General features: G+C 74.9%; 14 protein-coding genes and 1 riboswitch. Of the genes, 7 read left to right on the forward strand and 7 right to left on the reverse strand.

Going from position 1 to position 17,634, the window contains the following annotated elements; genetic code table 11:
• The first annotated feature begins 5 nt into the window (after positions 1-5).
• Complete coding sequence (gene cobM, locus LRS74_RS31205) at positions 6-776, forward strand: precorrin-4 C(11)-methyltransferase (RefSeq protein ID WP_277744148.1); 771 nt, start codon at positions 6-8, stop codon at positions 774-776.
• A gap of 109 nt (positions 777-885) precedes the next feature.
• On the opposite strand, the gene LRS74_RS31210 is transcribed toward cobM, so the two are convergent.
• Both LRS74_RS31210 and LRS74_RS31215 read right to left on the reverse strand, forming a co-directional pair.
• Positions 886-1,041 carry a DUF6131 family protein gene (locus LRS74_RS31210; protein WP_277744149.1) on the reverse strand — a complete coding sequence of 52 codons (156 nt, stop codon included), beginning with the start codon at positions 1,039-1,041 and terminating at the stop codon, positions 886-888.
• Positions 1,042-1,236: 195 nt separating this feature from the next.
• On the reverse strand, positions 1,237-2,331 hold the full coding sequence (locus tag LRS74_RS31215; RefSeq protein ID WP_277745014.1) for a cobalt-precorrin-5B (C(1))-methyltransferase: 1,095 nt from the start codon (positions 2,329-2,331) through the stop codon (positions 1,237-1,239).
• Positions 2,332-2,525: 194 nt separating this feature from the next.
• Here LRS74_RS31215 and LRS74_RS31220 point away from each other — a divergent pair, with 194 nt between their 5' ends.
• Positions 2,526-3,311 carry a cobalt-precorrin-6A reductase gene (locus tag LRS74_RS31220; RefSeq protein ID WP_277744150.1) on the forward strand — a complete coding sequence of 262 codons (786 nt, stop codon included), beginning with the start codon at positions 2,526-2,528 and terminating at the stop codon, positions 3,309-3,311.
• Positions 3,312-3,843: 532 nt separating this feature from the next.
• On the opposite strand, the gene LRS74_RS31225 is transcribed toward LRS74_RS31220, so the two are convergent.
• The 4 genes from LRS74_RS31225 to LRS74_RS31240 form a co-directional block, all read right to left on the reverse strand.
• Positions 3,844-5,379: a precorrin-2 C(20)-methyltransferase gene (locus LRS74_RS31225; protein WP_277744151.1), complete on the reverse strand. Its 1,536-nt coding sequence runs from the start codon at positions 5,377-5,379 to the stop codon at positions 3,844-3,846.
• Positions 5,376-6,035 (reverse strand): precorrin-8X methylmutase, encoded by a 660-nt coding sequence (locus LRS74_RS31230; RefSeq protein WP_277744152.1) that lies wholly within the window; start codon positions 6,033-6,035, stop codon positions 5,376-5,378. Before LRS74_RS31230 ends, LRS74_RS31225 begins: the two co-directional genes overlap by 4 nt.
• Positions 6,032-7,726 carry a precorrin-3B synthase gene (gene cobG / locus LRS74_RS31235; protein WP_347178177.1) on the reverse strand — a complete coding sequence of 565 codons (1,695 nt, stop codon included), beginning with the start codon at positions 7,724-7,726 and terminating at the stop codon, positions 6,032-6,034. The genes LRS74_RS31230 and cobG overlap by 4 nt, the downstream gene beginning before the upstream one ends.
• 158 nt (positions 7,727-7,884) lie before the next feature.
• A riboswitch (cobalamin riboswitch) is annotated at positions 7,885-7,964 on the forward strand.
• Between the two features lie 9 nt (positions 7,965-7,973).
• Positions 7,974-8,945, reverse strand: a complete 972-nt coding sequence (locus tag LRS74_RS31240) for a hypothetical protein (protein ID WP_277744153.1) — start codon at positions 8,943-8,945, stop codon at positions 7,974-7,976.
• A gap of 60 nt (positions 8,946-9,005) precedes the next feature.
• On the opposite strand from LRS74_RS31240, the gene cobN reads away from it, so the two are divergent.
• Positions 9,006-12,644 (forward strand): cobaltochelatase subunit CobN, encoded by a 3,639-nt coding sequence (gene cobN / locus LRS74_RS31245; protein ID WP_277744154.1) that lies wholly within the window; start codon positions 9,006-9,008, stop codon positions 12,642-12,644.
• 46 nt (positions 12,645-12,690) lie between these two features.
• Here the strand turns inward: cobN and LRS74_RS31250 are convergent, their stop codons facing one another.
• Positions 12,691-12,828, reverse strand: a complete 138-nt coding sequence (locus LRS74_RS31250) for a hypothetical protein (protein ID WP_260867903.1) — start codon at positions 12,826-12,828, stop codon at positions 12,691-12,693.
• A 590-nt stretch (positions 12,829-13,418) separates the two neighbouring features.
• Here LRS74_RS31250 and LRS74_RS31255 point away from each other — a divergent pair.
• The 4 genes from LRS74_RS31255 (at position 13,419) to LRS74_RS31270 (ending at position 17,611) form a co-directional block, all read left to right on the forward strand.
• Positions 13,419-14,378: a cation diffusion facilitator family transporter gene (locus tag LRS74_RS31255; RefSeq protein ID WP_277745015.1), complete on the forward strand. Its 960-nt coding sequence runs from the start codon at positions 13,419-13,421 to the stop codon at positions 14,376-14,378.
• A gap of 274 nt (positions 14,379-14,652) precedes the next feature.
• Positions 14,653-16,602 carry an AfsR/SARP family transcriptional regulator gene (locus LRS74_RS31260; RefSeq protein WP_277744155.1) on the forward strand — a complete coding sequence of 650 codons (1,950 nt, stop codon included), beginning with the start codon at positions 14,653-14,655 and terminating at the stop codon, positions 16,600-16,602.
• Positions 16,603-16,736: 134 nt separating this feature from the next.
• Positions 16,737-17,153 (forward strand): cupin domain-containing protein, encoded by a 417-nt coding sequence (locus LRS74_RS31265; protein ID WP_277744156.1) that lies wholly within the window; start codon positions 16,737-16,739, stop codon positions 17,151-17,153.
• A 5-nt stretch (positions 17,154-17,158) separates the two neighbouring features.
• The gene (locus LRS74_RS31270; RefSeq protein WP_277744157.1) at positions 17,159-17,611 is read left to right on the forward strand and encodes an SRPBCC family protein; all 453 of its coding nucleotides are present in this window, start codon (positions 17,159-17,161) and stop codon (positions 17,609-17,611) included.
• Positions 17,612-17,634 lie beyond the last annotated feature (23 nt).

Raw genomic sequence — 17,634 nt, forward strand, 5'->3', positions numbered from 1 at the left:
GAACGATGACGGTGTACTTCATCGGCGCGGGCCCCGGCGCCGCCGACCTGATCACTCTGCGCGGCGCGCGCACCCTGGCCCGCTGCCAGGTCTGCCTCTACGCGGGCAGCCTGGTCCCCCGCGAGCTGCTCGGCGAGTGCCCGCCGGACGCCCGGCAGGTCGACACCGCCCGGCTGACCCTCGACCAGATCGTCGAGGAGTTCGTCCAAGCCCACGCGGCCGGCCACGACGTCGCCCGGCTGCACTCCGGCGACCCGTCCGTCTTCAGCGCCGTCGCCGAACAGATGCGCCGCCTGGACGCGGTGGGGATTCCGTACGAGGTGGTGCCGGGCGTCCCCGCCTTCGCCGCCGCCGCGGCCGCCCTCAAGCGGGAGCTGACCGTACCCACCGTCGGCCAGACCGTCATCCTCTCCCGCATCGCCCAACAGGCGACCGCCATGCCCGACGGCGAGGACCTCGCGACGCTCGGCCGCAGCCGCGCGCTGCTGGTGCTGCACCTCGCCATCCGCTATGTCGACCGCGTGGTCGGCGAGCTGCTGCCGCACTACGGCGCCGACTGCCCGGTCGCCGTCGTCGCCATGGCCAGCCGCCCCGACGAACTCGTCCTCCGCGGCACCCTCGCCGACATCGCCGACCAGGTGAAGGCCGCCGGAGTGACCCGCACGGCGGTCATCATGGTGGGCCGCACGCTGGGCGCGGAGCAGTTCCGCGACAGCTACCTGTACTCGGCCGACCGCACCCGCTGCGAGGTTCCCTCGGCCGGGGCGAGCGGCTGACGGCCCGCCGGGCGCGGCCGCGCCCGGCCGTGCCGAGACCCCGCCGGGCCTCGTGCCGGGCCGCGCGGCCCGTCATCGGGTGTGCGTACCGGCACGTGTCGGCGGCTTGCTACCAGTAATGTCGACGCCCTCCGACCTCGCGCCCCACAGCCCCCAGGATCCACAGGATCGCTCCGATGACCAGGAGGATGATTCCGATGGTCCAGAGGATGGAGAGGCCGGTCAGAAAGCCGATGATGAGGAGAATGACTCCTAGGATGATCATGGAGTCTCCGATCTCTTGAGGGGTCCCCTGAGAGGACTCATCTCTCACTCTGACCCTCGGACGACCGCTACGCCACATTTGTTCGAGCCGCTCACGCGACGGTCCGCGGGGAATCGGTCTCCCCGCGATGCGTGGAGATCGTTCGGATCTTCTGGAGCCGTCTCTCCGACGACCCCCCTCGCCGTTCGCGACGGGTCATCGGGGGCCCCGCGCGTCCGCCCGTCCGACGATCGTCCCCGCTCGGTCGATGCAGATGACGTCGACGGCGACGGGGGCGCCGCGCAGCACCCCGAGGGCCGCGTCGCGGGCGGTGGCGGCGACGAGGTCGCCGAGGGGGACCCCGCGGGCGGCGCAGAGCTGCACCGTCTCCAGGCCGGTGTTGGCGGCGGCGACGGCGGCGGCCAGCTCCTCGTCGGCGCCCCCGCGCCGCGCCAGCTCGGCGAGGAAGCCCTTGTCCACCTGCGAACGGGAGGAGTGCAGGTCCAGGTGGCCGGCGGCCAGCTTCGACAGCTTGGCGAACCCGCCGGCGATGGTCAGCCGGTCCACCGGGTGGCGGCGCAGGTACTTCAACACGGCCCCGGCGAAGTCGCCCATGTCCAGCAGCGCGTCCTCGGGCAGCCCGTGCACGGCGACCGCGACCTTCTCGGAGGTCGAGCCGGTGCAGCCGGCGACATGCGTACGGCCCGCCGCGCGGGCCACGTCCACGCCGCGCCGGATGCTGTCGATCCACGCTGAGCAGGAGTACGGCACCACGATGCCCGTGGTGCCCAGGATGGACAGACCGCCCAGAATGCCCAGCCGCGGGTTCCAGGTGGAGCGGGCGAGCTCCTCGCCGTGGTCCACCGAGATCTCCACCTCGACGTCACCGCTGCCGCCGAGCCGGGCCGCGACCTCGGCGACATGGTCGCGGATCATCTGCCGCGGCACGGGGTTGACGGCGGGCTCCCCGACCGGCAGCGGGAGGCCGGGGCGGGTGACGGTGCCCACCCCGGGGCCGGCCCGGAAGACCACGCCGCTGCCCGGCGGCAGCGGCCGCACGGTGGACCGGACCAGGGCGCCGTGCGTCACGTCCGGGTCGTCGCCCGCGTCCTTGACGACGGCGGCCATCGCCTCGCGGCCGGCCGTGAGCCGCTCGGCGGCCAGGGCGAAGGCGGGACGCTGCCCCTTGGGCAGGGTGATCGTCACCGGGTCGGGGAACTCCCCGCCCAGCAGGGCGGTGTAGGCGGCCGTCGTGGCCGCGGTCGCGCACGCGCCGGTGGTCCAGCCGTGCCGCAGCCCGGTCCGCTCCAACTGGGCGGTGCGGCCACTGGCCGTCTTCGCCCCGTCGACCGCCTTGGCCGCGGGGGTGCCGGGCCCCGCGCTCGGCTCAGCCACGGCCGCCGCCGATCCGGCCGCCGGGCCCGTACGAGCGCCGACCCGGACGCGCCGCGGCGCCGGGGGCCGTGACAGGCTGCACCCGGCGTACGCACCACGAAAGGGACCCGATGAACGACCCCGAGCCCGAGGCGATCACGCGGACCGGCCGCGGCCGGCACGTCCTCATCCTGGGCGGCACCACCGAGGCCCGCCGGCTGGCGGCCGGGCTGGCGGCCGACCCGGCGCTGCGCGTCACCAGCTCGCTGGCCGGCCGGGTCGCCCAGCCACGGCTGCCGGCGGGCGAGGTGCGGATCGGCGGCTTCGGGGGCCCCGAGGGGTTGGCGCGCTGGCTGCGCGAGCACGAGGTGGACGCGCTCATCGACGCCACCCATCCTTTCGCCGACACGATCAGTTTCAACGCGGCCCGCGCGGCCGCAGAGGTCCATGTTCCCCTGCTGGCCCTGCGCCGTCCCGGCTGGGTACCGGGAGCGGGGGACCGCTGGCACTCCGCGGCCTCCCAGGCCGAGGCCGCCGAGCTGCTGCCCGCGCTGGGCGAGCGGGTCTTCCTCACCACCGGACGCATGGGGCTCGCGGCCTTCGCGCACCTCACCGAGCAGTGGTTCCTGGTGCGTTCGGTGGACGCCCCCGAGGCCCCGCACCCGCCGCGGATGGAGGTGCTGCTGGACCGGGGACCGTTCACCGTCGAGGGCGAGGCCACGCTGCTGCGCCGCCACCGCATCGACGTCCTGGTCACCAAGGACAGCGGCGGCCAGGCCACCGCCGCCAAACTCACCGCCGCGCGCGACGCCGGACTCCCGGTCGTGGTCGTCCGCCGCCCGCCCGTGCCGCAGGGTATCCCGGTCGCCCCCGACCCGACGGCCGCGACGTCCTGGCTCCGGCAGACGCTGGGCTGAATCCCGCCGTCGACGGGGTCGGCCGACGCTCCGCACGGCAGCCCGCGAGCGTTCCGTACGTAGCGCGGCGGCGCCCTCCGCGGGGGCCGACCGGCCTCCGCGCGAGGTGCGCGCCTTCGGGGAGGTCGTTCCCGGCCCCGCGCGGTCGCCGGCGGCCGACAGACGGTCGCGTGGGGCCACGGTCAGCCCTGCGGTGACGCCCGCCGGTGGGCGACCCGCCATACGGTGCCCCCGCCACACGGTGCCCCCGCCATACGGTGACCGCCGGCCGTGCGGGCATGCCGCCGGGAACCGCCCGCGTCCGCCCGGCCGGCGGGACGGCCCGCCGGCGCTCCCCGGGGAACGACGCGATGCGGCGCCGTCCCGGCGGGCCCGCGGCGCCGCGAGCGCTCGAGGGTCCCGGATCCGGAGCGGCGGGGCCGGCGCCGTACGGGGGTCCGCTCCCCGGGCGGACCCCCGGGCCGCCCCGCAGCGCGGCCCCGCGAGGCGCTCCGGGGAGCGCCTCGGCGGGTTCAGCGCCCCGGCGGTCGGCTCAGCGCTCCGGGTACCGTCGCGGCGTCCAGACGATCTCCGTGTCGTCGCCACGTCGGACCGTCCGGGTCTGCGAGGAGCCGACGAGCAGGATGGTTCTCATGTCCACCTGGTCCGGGTCGAGATCGGCCAGCTGAACGATGCGGACGCTCTCCCCGGGGCCGCCGACGTCGCGTGCGACGACGACCGGGGTGTCGGGAGAGCGGTGTGCCAGCAGCAGCTCACGGGCCTTGCCCACCTGCCAGATCCGGCTGCGGGAGCCGGGGTTGTAGAGGGCCAGCACCAGGTCCGCCTCGGCGGCGGAGCGCAGCCGCTCCGCGATCACCTCCCACGGCTTGAGCCGGTCCGAGAGCGAGACGACCGCGTAGTCGTGGCCCAGCGGCGCGCCCGCGCGGGCGGCGGCCGCGTTGGCGGCGGTGAGGCCCGGCAGCACCCGCACCGGGACGTCCCGGTACTCCTCCTGGGAGGCGACCTCCAGCACGGCCGTGGCCATGGCGAAGACGCCCGGGTCGCCGCCGGAGACGACGGCCACCCGCCGCCCGCGCCGGGCCAGGTCGAGGGCGAACTCGGCGCGCTCCGCCTCGACCTTGTTGTCGGAGCCGTGCCGCCGCTGGCCGGGCCGTACCGGCACCCGGTCCAGATAGGTGGTGTAGCCGACGAGTTCCTCCGCGGCGGCCAGCGCGCCACGGGTCTCCGGGGTGAGCCACAGCGGCCCCGCGGGGCCGGTGCCCACCACGACGACCTCGCCCCGCGCGGGGTCGCCGTCGGCCTGGACCTGGTCCCGGTCCACGGTCGGCGCGGGGTTGGCGATCCGGCTCGGCAGCACCGCCACCGAGAAGTACGGCACCGACTCCGGGTCGGTCTCCGCGAGCGCGCCGGTGCGCTCGCCGCTCATCGTGGCGCGCTCCACGTAGCGCGCCTCCGCCAGCCGGCCGGAGCGCTCCATGGCGCGGCGCACGGTCGGGAAGGTGCGGCCCAGCTTCATCACCACGGCCGCGTCGGTGCTCGCCAGACGGGCGGTCAGCTCCTCTTCGGGGAGCGTGCCCGGGAGGATCGTGAGCACCTCGTCGGCCTCCACCAGCGGGGTGCCCAACCGGGCCGCGGCGGCGCTGACCGAGGTGACGCCGGGAATCACCTCGGTCGGGTAGCGGTCGGCGAGCCGCTTGTGCATGTGCTGGTAGGAACCGTAGAAGAGCGGGTCGCCCTCGGAGATGACCGCGACCGTGCGGCCCGCGTCCAGATGGGCCGCGAGCCGCGCCGCCGCCTCCTCGTAGAACTCGTCCAGCGCGCCCCGGTAGCCGCCCGGGTGGTCGGTGGTCTCGGTGGTGACCGGGTAGACCAACGCCTCCTCGACGTGGTCGGGGCGGATGTGCTCGGCGGCGATGGAGCGGGCGATGCTGCGCCCGTGCCGGGCGCTGTGGTACGCGACGACGTCGGCCTCCGCGATGACCTGGACCGCCCGTACGGTCATCAGCGACGGGTCGCCGGGACCCAGCCCCACCCCGTAGAGCCGGCCGGTGGTCTGCTGCTCGCTCACTCTTCCTCGCTCGCAATCGCGTTGATCGCGGCCGCGGCCATGGCGCTGCCGCCGCGCCGGCCCCGTACCACCAGATAATCCAGCCCCAACGGGCTGTCGGCCAGGGCGTCCTTGGACTCGGCGGCGCCGATGAAGCCGACGGGTATCCCGATGACCGCCGCCGGGCGCGGCGCGCCCTCGGCGACCATCTCCAGCAGTCGGAAGAGGGCGGTGGGCGCGTTGCCGACCGCGACGACGGCCCCCTCCATGCGGTCCCGCCACAGCTCCAGCGCGGCCGCGCTGCGCGTGGTGCCCAGCTCGGCGGCGAGCGCCGGCACGGACGGGTCCGAGAGCGTGCACACCACCTCGTTGTCGGCGGGCAGCCGCTTGCGGGTCACCCCGCTGGCCACCATCCGCGCGTCGCACAGGATGGGCGCGCCGGCGCGCAGCGCGGCCCGGGCGCGGGAGACCACCTCGGGGGAGTAGGCGAGGTCCTTCACCAGGTCGACCATGCCGCAGGCGTGGATCATCCGCACCGCGACCTGGCTGACGTCGGCGGGGAGCCCACCGAGATCCGCCTCGGCGCGGATGGTGGCAAAGGACTGGCGGTAGATCTCCGCGCCGTCCTTCTCGTAGTCGAACACTGTGTCCTCGATCGTTTCGGTCATCTCGGTCATGCCATTCGGCGCGCCGCCGCCACCGCGTCGGCGACCTCATCCGCCGTCACGGTCCCTGTCACTGTCCCTGTCGCTCCCGCTCCCGCGGCTGTCCCAGCCACAGGTGATCCCGGTACCGCCGGCCCCGGCCGACCCACGGCCGCCGTCGGAGCCGACGGACTCCGACGGCCCGCGGGCGCCCCCGCCGGGGCGCGGTCGTGGCCCACCCGGCCGCGCGCTGTGTCCGGCGGTCCTCCTGGCCCAGGGGCCGGGGTGTCCGCCGGCTGGTGCGGCGCGTCGGCGGGTTGGTGCGGCGCGGCCGCAAGCCGGCCCGGGGCGGCCGCCGTTTGGTGTGGTGCCTCGGCGGGTTCGGGCGGTGTGGCCGCGGGTTGGCGCCGTGGCTCCGCGGGTTCGCGCGGTACGTCCGCTCGGTCGTGCGGAGCTTTCGCCGGGTCCGCCGGCAGGTCCCAGACGGATACCCGGTAGCCGCTCCCGGTGGCCAGCACGTCCACCCAGCGGCCGGCGGCCGGGTGACCGCAGCGGCGCTCGCAGCCCGACCAGTAGACCGGCAGCGCGTCGAGCGCGGTGCCGCGCGCCGTCCGGGCGGCCTGAGCCGCGTCCGCGCGGACGTCGGCCAGCGACTTGGCACAGCCGGGGCGGCCCGTGCAGGCGCCGACGCCCAGCCACGGCGAGTCCACCGCGGTGACGAGTCCGGCGTCGGCCAGCTCACCGAGTCGGGCGGCGGCGACGTCGGCGCGGAGGCCGGGCAGCAGCACCCCGCGCCACGGCGTGACGCGCAGTTCGTCCGCCCCGTCCCGGCCGGCCACGTCGGCCAGCAGCCGCCACCGAGCGGCGGTCAGCCGGCCGAGCGGCGCCAGCACGGACAGCGCGTGGCGGCCGTCCGGCCCCACGACCAGGCCGGGAGCGGGCGGGGCACTGGGCGGGCCCGCGGGCGACGGCGGCGCGGTGGGCTCACCCGGCTCCAGGCCCGCCTCCACGAGCCTGCGCGCCACCCGCCGCGCCGACAGGGCGTGGGGGGCGGGGAGTTCCCGCACCCGCCAGGCGCGCGTGCCGCTCTCCGCCACCGCCGCGAGGAACTCCCGCGCCGCCAACACGGCGGCGCGCGGCGCGTCCTCGGCCGGCACCGGCAGCCCGACGGGGTCCGCGCCCAGGTGCAGCAGTGCGTCGCCCCCCGACGTTGCGATCAATGTCACATCGCCCCCGAGGGCCGCCACATCACCGCGTCCGTCGTCGAGCGCGAAGAGGAATCGCCCGGAAAGTCCGGCGGTGTCCGCATGTTCGCGCAGCAGTGCGTCGAGTCGCCTCGCCCAGCCCTGGACGTCGGCGAAGCCCACACCGTCCAGCCCGCACAGCGGCGAGGCGACCACGTTGCGTGCCCGCTCGTGCCGGTCCGACGGCAACAGCCCGGCGGCCCGTAGCCGCTCGGCGAGCTCGCCGCCGCAGTCGGCGGCCAGTCCGCGCAGCTGTACGTTGCCGCGCGAGGTGATGTCCAGCTGTCCGTCCCCGAGCTCCTCGGCGGCGGTCGCCAGCGAGGCTGCCTGATGGGCCGTCAGGAGCCCGGCGGGCAGCCGGATCCGGGCCAGCGCGCCGTCGTCGGCCGCGTGCAGACGCAGTGCGCCGGGGCAGGCGTCGGCGCGCCCGCGCACGGGCGGCTCGACCCCTGTCGGGGCGGTTGCGGGGGAGTGCGGCATGGCGGCGAGCATACCGACGACCTCGGCTGATGCCCTCCCCTCGGCCCGTCCGGCGGCTACCTCGCGCAAGCTCGCCCTTGCCCAGGGTTGATCTCCTCCCCGTACTATGCCTCTCGGTGGACCGCTCCGGTCCGCCACCGCCAGCGACGGCGTCAGGGGAGGAAGCCGGTGTGAATCCGGCGCGGTCCCGCCACTGTCAGCGCGGCGGCCCACCGGCCGTCGCGTGAGCCAGGAACTCCCGCCGTCCTCAACCGCCCGGGGCGCGGACCCCGAGGAAGGCTTGCCGCAGCATGCTCATGTTCCGGTCGCGCTCGGGCCCCGCGCCCCTGCCGCCTCCGGCGCGCCCGGGGCCCCCGGTGCCCGCGCCGCCCCCGGCGCTCCGGGAACCCCCGGCGCCCGGCGCCCCGTCCCCGATACGCCCGGCAGCGACAGCGACCACCCGGCGCCCGGCCCCCGCCCGGCGCCTGACGCCCATGGCCCGCACCACGCCCGCCGTAGCGACGATGGCGGCGCCGCCCTCGAAGCGCGCCTCGAAGCCCACGGCGACCGCCGTACGCGCCCGGTCCACGATGCCCGCGGCGTCCTCGACACCCGCCGTACGCACGCGGTCCATGGCGCGACCGACGTCCGCGGTGTTCTCCACGTCCGCCGTGGCGCCGTCGTCCACGGTGTCCCCGGTATCCGTCGTACGGGCGGTGGCCATGGTGCCGCCGTTCGAGGGGCGGTTCGAGGGGCGCTTCTCGTCCGCCCTGCCGACGCGGTACGCGGCGTTCGCCCTGTCCGCCGTCCGCGCGGCGGCCACCGCCGTCGCCACCCCCGCGGTCCGCACGATGCGCGCCGCCCTCCCCGCGCCGTCCCCGACGTGCGGGACACGTGGTGCCGTCCCGTCACCTATGACGCGCGGTGGCCTCCCGCCACGCACGACGCGCGGCGCCGCCCCGACGCACTCCGCGGCGTCCCCGATCTCCCCGATTTCCCCGGCCTCTACGGCCTCCCCCACGCCCGCCGCCTCGACGGCGTCCGCCCGACCGGCCGCCGTATCGGCCGTCGTCGCGCAGGCGTCCGCCATGGCGCAGGCGTCCGCCACGGCCCAGGTGCCAGTCACGGCACAGGCGCCCCCGAAGGCGCAGGCGTCCGTCACGGCGGCCGTCCGCGCGGCACGCTCCGTGCCGCGCGGGGCGCCGCTCTCCGCCGCGCACCGCGAGGTGTGCGGCACCATCCCCGCCCTCCACGCCAGGTCGGCTGCCTGGCTCGGCCCGAATGCGCGAGGCGAAGTCCTGTGATCCTGCTGCTGTCGACGTCCGACACCGATCTGCTCAGCGCCCGAGCCGCCGAGGGGCCCGTGCCCTTCCGGCTCGGCAACCCGGCCCGGCTCGACCTGGACGAGCTGCCCGCCCTCCTCGACGGCGTGGAGCTCGTCGTCGTTCGCCTCCTCGGTGGCGTCCGCGCCTGGCAGGAGGGGATCGACGCGCTGCGCGCCACCGACCTGCCGATCGTGGTGCTGTCCGGCGAACAGGCCCCCGACGCCCAGCTGATGGAAGCGTCCACCGTCCCGGTCGGCATCGCCGCCGAGGCGCACGCCTACCTGGCGCACGGCGGGCCCGCCAACCTGGAGCAGCTGGCCCGCTTCCTCTCCGACACCGTGCTGCTCACCGGCCACGGCTTCGAGCCGCCGAGCCCGGCGCCCTCCTGGGGCCCGCTGGAGCGCGCCGCGCGGAACGACAGCGGCCCGGTCGTGGCCGTGCTCTACTACCGCGCCCACCACATGAGCGGCAACACCGCCTTCGTGGAGGCGCTCAGCCAGGCCATCGAGGACGCCGGTGGGCGCCCGATGCCGCTGTTCGTCGCCTCGCTGCGGGCGCCCGAGCCGGAGCTGATCGAGGAGCTGCGGGCGGCCGACGCCATCGTCACCACCGTGCTGGCCGCCGGTGGCACCCGACCCGCGGAGGCCTCCGCGGGCGGCGACGACGAGGCATGGGACGCGGGCGCGCTCACCTCGCTCGACGTCCCGGTCCTCCAGGCGCTCTGCCTGACCGGCTCGCGCAGCGCCTGGGAGGAGAACGACGAGGGGCTCTCGCCGCTCGACGCCGCCACCCAGGTCGCCGTGCCCGAGTTCGACGGTCGCATCATCACCGTGCCGTTCTCCTTCAAGGAGGTCGACGAGGACGGGCTGCCGGTCTACGCCGCCGACCCCGAGCGCGCCGCGCGGGTCGCCGGCATCGCGGTCCGACACGCCCGGCTGCGCCACATCCCGGCGGCCGAGAAGCGGTTGGCGCTGGTTCTCTCCGCGTACCCCACCAAGCACTCCCGCATCGGCAACGCGGTGGGCCTGGACACGCCCGCCAGCGCCGTCGCCCTGCTGCGCCGGCTGCGTGAGGAGGGCTACGACTTCGGCACCGAGGAGATCCCGGGCCTCGCCTCCGGCGACGGCGACGAGCTGATCTACGCCCTGATCGAGGCGGGCGGCCACGACCAGGACTGGCTGACGGAGGAGCAGCTCGCCCGCAACCCGATCCGCATCCCGGCCGCCGACTACCGCCGCTGGTACGCCAAGCTGCCCAAGGAGCTGCGGGACGCGGTCGAGGAGCACTGGGGCCCGCCGCCGGGCGAGATGTTCGTCGATACCAGTCGCACCGCCGAGGGCGACCCGGAAGGCGACATCGTGCTGGCCGCGCTGCGCTTCGGCAACCTGCTGATCCTCATCCAGCCGCCGCGCGGCTTCGGCGAGAACCCCATCGCCATCTACCACGACCCGGACCTGCCGCCCTCGCACCACTACCTGGCGGCCTACCGCTGGATCGGAACCCCGCGGTCCGACGGCGGCTTCGGCGCCGACGCCATGGTGCACCTGGGCAAGCACGGCAACCTGGAGTGGCTGCCGGGCAAGAACGCCGGCCTGTCCGCCGCCTGCGGCCCCGACGCCGCGCTGGGTGACCTGCCGCTGGTCTACCCCTTCCTGGTCAACGACCCGGGCGAGGGCACCCAGGCCAAGCGCCGGGTGCACGCCACCCTGGTCGACCACCTGGTGCCGCCGATGGCCCGCGCCGACTCCTACGGCGACATCGCCCGGCTGGAGCAACTGCTGGACGAGTACGCCCAGATCTCCTCGATGGACCCGGCGAAGCTGCCGGCCATCCGCGCCCAGATCTGGACCCTGATCCAGGCCGCCAGGCTCGACCACGACCTGGGCATGGCGGACCGCCCCGACGACGACGGCTTCGACGACTTCCTGCTGCACGTCGACGGCTGGCTGTGCGAGGTCAAGGACGCCCAGATCCGCGACGGGCTGCACGTCCTGGGCGGCGCCCCGACCGGCACCGACCGGGTCAACCTGGTGCTGGCCATCCTGCGCGCCCGGCAGATCTGGGGCGGCACCTCGGCGCTGCCCGGACTGCGCGAGGCCCTCGGCCTCGACGAGGCCGCCGCCACCCGCACCGGCGCCGACGAGGCGGAGGAGCGGGCCCGGGCGCTGGTCCAGGCGATGGAGGACGCCGACTGGCGGCCGGAGGTCGTCGCGGAGGTCTGCGCCGGGGTCCCGGAGGAGCAGCGCACCGCGGTCGTCGCGATCCTGGACTTCGCCGCCCGCCAGGTGGTGCCCCGGCTGTCCGCCACCACCGACGAGCTCGACCACGCGGTGCACGCCCTGGCCGGCGGCTTCGTGCCGGCCGGCCCGTCCGGCTCGCCGCTGCGCGGACTGGTCAACGTGCTGCCGACGGGCCGCAACTTCTACTCCGTCGACCCCAAGGCCGTGCCCAGCCGGCTGGCCTGGGAGACGGGCCAGGCGCTCGCCGACTCCCTGCTGGAGCGCTACCACGCCGACAACGGCCGCTGGCCGGAGTCGGTCGGCCTGTCCCTGTGGGGCACCAGCGCGATGCGCACCGCCGGCGACGACGTCGCCGAGGCGATGGCGCTGCTGGGCGTGCGCCCGGTCTGGGACGACGCCTCGCGGCGCGTCACGGGCCTGGAGGCCGTCCCGCTGGACCAGTTGGGCCGCCCGCGCATCGACGTCACCCTGCGCATCAGCGGCTTCTTCCGGGACGCCTTCCCGCACGTGATCGGGCTGCTGGACGACGCCGTACGGCTCGCCGCCTCCCTCGACGAGGCCGACGAGGACAACTACGTACGGGCGCACACCCGCGCCGACCTCGCCGAGCACGGCGACGAGCGCCGGGCCACGGTCCGCATCTTCGGCTCGCGGCCCGGCACCTACGGCGCCGGTCTGCTCCAGCTCATCGACAGCCGCGACTGGCGCACCGACGCCGACCTGGCCGAGGTCTACACGGTGTGGGGCGGCTACGCCTACGGACGTGGGCTGGAGGGCCGCCCGGCGCGCGCGGAGATGGAGACCGCGTACAAGCGGATCGCGGTGGCGGCGAAGAACACCGACACCCGCGAGCACGACATCGCCGACTCGGACGACTACTTCCAGTACCACGGCGGCATGGTCGCCACCGTCCGTGCGCTGAAGGGCACCGCCCCGGCCGCGTACATCGGCGACAGCACCCGCCCCGAGACGGTGCGCACCCGCACCCTGCACGAGGAGACCTCGCGGGTCTTCCGTGCCCGCGTGGTCAACCCGCGCTGGATCGAGGCGATGCGCCGCCACGGCTACAAGGGCGCCTTCGAACTCGCCGCGACCGTCGACTACCTCTTCGGCTACGACGCCACGACCGGCGTCGTAGCCGACTGGATGTACGACAAGCTCGCGCAGAGCTACCTGCTCGACCCCGAGAACCGCGCCTTCCTGGAGGAGGCCAACCCCTGGGCGCTGCACGGCATGGCCGAGCGGCTGCTGGAGGCGGAGAGCCGAGGGATGTGGGCCGAGCCGGACGCCGAGGTGCTGGCCGCCGTGCGCGAGCTGTACCTGGAGACCGAGGGCAACCTGGAGAGCGGTTCCGAGGAGGACGCCGAGGGCTGACCGCGGCCACGGCCGAGGCCGAGACGCGAGACGGCGGCTACCGGGTTCAGGGAACCTGGTAGCCGCCGCCGCTGTCCGGCCACGGTGGCCGGCGCATCAGCTCGGCCCATTCGTGGTCGTAGGAGCCCGGGACCGTGCGGCCGGCCGAGGCCCAGCGCTGCACGAGGTCGGAGTAGATGGGCACACAGGCCGACTGAGGAACCGTTTCGGCCTGTGAAGCCCAGGTCAGTGGTCTGCTGCCCGGCGAGGCGAGGCGCCGTTGCGTCATGGTAGCCACAACCCATCAACGCGCGGCCGGGGGTGCGGTCACCCTCCCCGAGCGCGTCTCACCCGGACCGGGGCGGTCTCGTACGCACCAGCGATTTCGGCGCCCGGCGCACTCTTCTGAAAAGCGTTCTCGATATCGAATTCGGAATATCCGCCAATTGATAACCGTCTCCATTGCAGTCTTTGGAGAATTCTCTGACGCGGTGTTCAATTGCGATGTTCCGACGGCGATTCGAGGAGGAGTGGGTGGGCACTCACACGCAAGCGCACGAGGACGGCCAGGACGCGCGCGGCGAGCACGACCATGGACCGGGGGCGCATGGGCGACGAGCGCGGGACCACGGTGGTCACCGTCACGACGGCCCTGGCCGCGACGGCCACGACGGACACGGACACGGGCACGACGGCGGGCACGGGCACGACGGCCACGGCCACGGGGGCCGGGACGGCCACGGGCACGTCCACGCGGGCCACGACGGACACGGGCACGGGGGCCACAGCCACGGCGTGTCGGCCGACGCCGACCGCCGCTGGTTGACCCTCGCCCTCACCCTCATCGCCTCCTTCATGGCGGTCGAGGTGGTCATCGGTGTGATCGCGGGTTCGGTGGCCCTTCTCTCGGACGCCGCCCACATGCTCACCGACGCCGCCGCGATCGTGCTGGCGCTGGTCGCGATCCGGCTCTCCGCCCGCCCCGCGCGCGGCGGCTACACCTATGGCCTCAAGCGCGCGGAGATCCTCTCCGCCCAGGCCAACGGACTGTCGCTGGTGCTGCTCGCCGGATTCCTCGGATACGAGGCGGTGCAGCGGCTGATCGACCCGCCCGCGGTCGACGGCGGACTGGTGCTGGCCACCGGTCTGGCCGGGGTGGTCGTCAACATCGCGGCCGCCTGGTGCATGTCCCGGGCGAACCGCTCCTCGCTCAACGTGGAGGGTGCCTTCCAGCACGTCCTCAACGACCTCTACGCCTTCATCGGCACCGCCGTCTCCGGACTGGTGGTCCTGCTGACCGGCTTCGCGCGGGCCGACGCGATCGCCGCGCTGGTCGTGGTCGCCCTGATGCTCAAGGCCGGGGTGGAGCTGGTGCGGGCCTCCGGTCGGATCCTGCTGGAGGCGGCCCCCGCCGGTGTCGAGCCGGACGAGGTCGGCAACCGGCTGGTCGCCCATCCGCAGGTGGCCGAGGTGCACGACCTGCACGTCTGGCAGATCACCTCCGGCGAGGTCTCGCTCTCCAGCCATGTGCTGGTCGCCCCCGGCGGGGACTGCCACGCCGTGCGCAAGGAGCTGGAGACCGTGCTGCACCGGGAGTACGGCATCACCCACACCACCTTGCAGGTGGACCATCTGCGCGGGCACGAGGTGCTGTGGCGGCCGGTCGGGGCGGAGTCGGCGGAGCCCACGCCGCGCCCCGAGCACTGTCTGACCGCCCACGGCCCGGTGCACCGCGCGACCCCCGGTCTCGGCTGACCGACCCGCCGGTCTCACGCGACCCGCCCCCCCCGGCCCCCGCCGGGCGGGCGGGTCGCGGCGTGTCGGACGGGCCTCCCACGGCGGTGCGCACGTCCCTTGGCGGGGCCGATGGGAAGGGTGCCGAGCCCCGTGTCCAAGGGATGGAGGAATAACTGAACCGAAACATGCCACACCGGTATCGATCGGGCGCCGCGATGGTATGTTCGGCCTCAGCCTGAACACGGGGGGCGAGATCCGAACCTTCACCCATCATCACAACACGGGGGTCGGGATGAGGTTTCAGGTTCTGGGCAATTTCGAAGTGCTGACGAGCACCCACACACGGGCCACACCGAGCGCACCCAAACTCCGTCGCGCCCTGGCCCTGCTGATACTGCGGCACGGTGAGGTGGTGCCGACCAAGGCGCTCATCGACGAGCTGTGGGGGAGCAACCCGCCGGACAAGGCGGTGCGCGCGGTGCACACCTACGTCTACGAGCTGCGCCGGTCGCTGGCGCGCGGACAGGATCCGGATTCGGACGGCTCCTTCCTGGAGACCCGGCCGGGCGGCTATCTGATCCGCATTCCGGACGAGGCCGTCGACGTGAGCGCCTTCCGGGCGCTGGTCAGGGAGGGCGGCGACGCCCTGGCCGCCGGGGACCCGGCGCGGGCCAGCGCCACCCTCGCCCGGGCGCTGGGCCTGTGGCGCGGCGGCGCGCTGGCCAACATCGAGTGCGGGGAGTTGCTGGAAGCGCACGCCGCCGAGCTGGAGGAGAGCCGGCTGCGGGCGCTGGAGATGCGCATCGAGGCCGACTTCCAGCTGCGCCGCCACCATGAGCTGACCGGCGAGCTCAAGGCGCTGGCCAGGTCCAGGCCGCTGCACGAGGGCATCCACGCCAAGCTGATGCTGGCGCTGTACCGCTCCGGGCGGCGCAGCGAGGCGCTCAAGGTCTTCCAGGAGTTACGCGGCCAGCTGGTCGACGAGCTCGGCCTGGAGCCCGGCCCCGAACTCCAGCGGCTGCAGCGCTCGATGCTCATCGCCTCGCCCGCCCTCGATCCGCCGCCCGCCGGGGCGTACGCCTCCCGCCGCACCGCGCCCCCACCCGCCCAGCTGCCCCGGGACACCGCGGACTTCACCGGGCGGCGGCAGCTCCTCGGCGAGCTGGGCGGGCTGCTGGCCACCCGCTCCGGACGGGCCGGGCCTCCGGTGGTCTCCCTCGTCGGCATGCCGGGCACCGGCAAGACGGCCACCGCCGTGCACCTGGCCCACGCCGTCCGCCACCGCTATCCGGACGGTCAGATCTATGTGCCGCTCGGCGGCTCGCAGCGCGCCCCGGGCGCGGTCTGCGCCGCCTGCGGCCGCCACGGACCCGGGGGCGCCGCGGACGGCTGGGAGCAGATCCTGCGCGGCATCGGCATCCCGGCCGCCGAGGCGCCGGCCACGGTGGGGGAGCGGATGGCGCTGTTCCGCACCTGGAGCGCGGAGCGGCGGGTGCTGCTGGTGCTGGACGACGCCGCCTCCGCCGCCCAGGTGGAGCCGCTGCTGCCGGGCGGCTCCGACTGCGGGGTGCTGGTCACCAGCCGGTCGCTGCTCTACGGGCTGCGCGCCGAGCGCGTCGTCCGGCTGGGCTGTCTGTCGGTGCGGGACGGGGTGCGGCTGCTGGCCCGGATCATCGGCCGGGAGCGCACCGACGCCGAACCGCAGGCGGCGGCCGAGGTGGTCAGCATCGTGGACGGGCTGCCGTTGGCCATCACCTTCATCGGCGAGCGGCTGATGGCCACCCGTCCCATCCGCGTCTCCTGGGTGGCGGCGCAACTGCGCACCGCCAAGGGGCAGCGTCGCATGGCGGACCTGGCCAGCGTGGGCCTGGATCTCTACGACCGGCTGGAGGCGTGCTTCGACCGGCTCGACGGGGACACCCAGACCGCCTTCCTCCGGCTGGCGCTGGCGCCCCGCCGGATGCTCACGGCCGCCCAGGGGGCGCGGACCCTCGGTGTCGACCCCGCCGCCGCCGACATGGTGCTGATGCGGCTCGCCGACGCCTCCCTGGTCGAACTCGCCGACGACGGCGCCGACACCGAGCGGCACTACCGCTTCCGCGGGCTGGTGCGGGAGTACGCCTTGGAGCGGATCGGCGCCCCCGAGGTCTCCGCCGGCGCCGAAGCCGCCCCGCTCGCCGACTCGCGGGCCGGATCGGCGGCCGGGGCGGCCGCCGAGGAGGGAACGGGAGGCGCCTGCTGAGGGCCGCTCTTGTGGCAGACCTGTGCGTTTCCTGAGCGGGGGTGGGCACGCTCGCATCACGGCGTTTCCGGGCGAACGGCGCGGAACGCCGCGACCCCACCACCTCACCACCGGTGACGTTCCGAGGAGGAACCGTGAGCGCACAGCATGTCCCCGTCGTCTCGCTGGGCGATGTCGCGCCCGACCGCCGGCGCGGCGGAGAGCTGCGCACCCTGCTCAGCCCCAAGTCCGTCGGCTCCACCTCGGGCTTCCTCGGCGTGGCGGGCATCCAGCCGGGTGACTACGTCGCCGAGCACTACCACCCCTACTCCGAGGAGTTCGTCTTCGTCGTCCAGGGCAGCCTGGTCGTGGACCTCGACGGCACCCCGCGGGAGCTGCACGCCGACCAGGGTCTGATGGTGCCCATCGGGGTGCGCCACCGGTTCCGCAACGTCGGTCCGGTCCCGGCGCGTGTCGTCTTCCACCTCTGCCCGCTGGCCCCGCGCCCGGAGCTGGGGCACGTCGACACCGAAACCCATACCGGCTCCACCAGCGCCGTCGGCGGGGAGTGAGCGGGATGACCGCGCGTGTGGACAACTCCATCGTCATCCAGGCCCCGATCGACCTGATCTGGGACATCACCAACGACGTCGAGTCCTGGCCGGAGCTGTTCAGCGACTACGCGGCCGCGGAGATCCTGGTCCGGGAGGGCAACACCACCCAGTTCCGGCTGACCCTGCACCCGGACGACTGCGGCTCGTACTGGAGCTGGGTCTCCGAGCGCACCGTCGACCCCGCGACCCGCACCGTGCGCTCCCGTCGGGTCGAGACCGGTCCCTTCGAATCCATGGCCAGCGTCTGGGAGTTCACGGAGGTCGGCAGCGGCACGCAGATGCGCTGGGTGGACGAGTTCCATCTGAAGGCCGAGGCCCCCGCCTCCGCCGAGGCGATGGCGGCGCACATCAACCGCAGCACCCAGCTGCAACTGCGGGGCATCCGCGACCGGATCGAGGCTCGGCTCGCCGACTGACCGCTCGCCGTCCGGGCCCCGAC

The organism is Streptomyces sp. LX-29, assembly GCF_029541745.1.
Classification (GTDB): Bacteria; Actinomycetota; Actinomycetes; order Streptomycetales; family Streptomycetaceae; genus Streptomyces.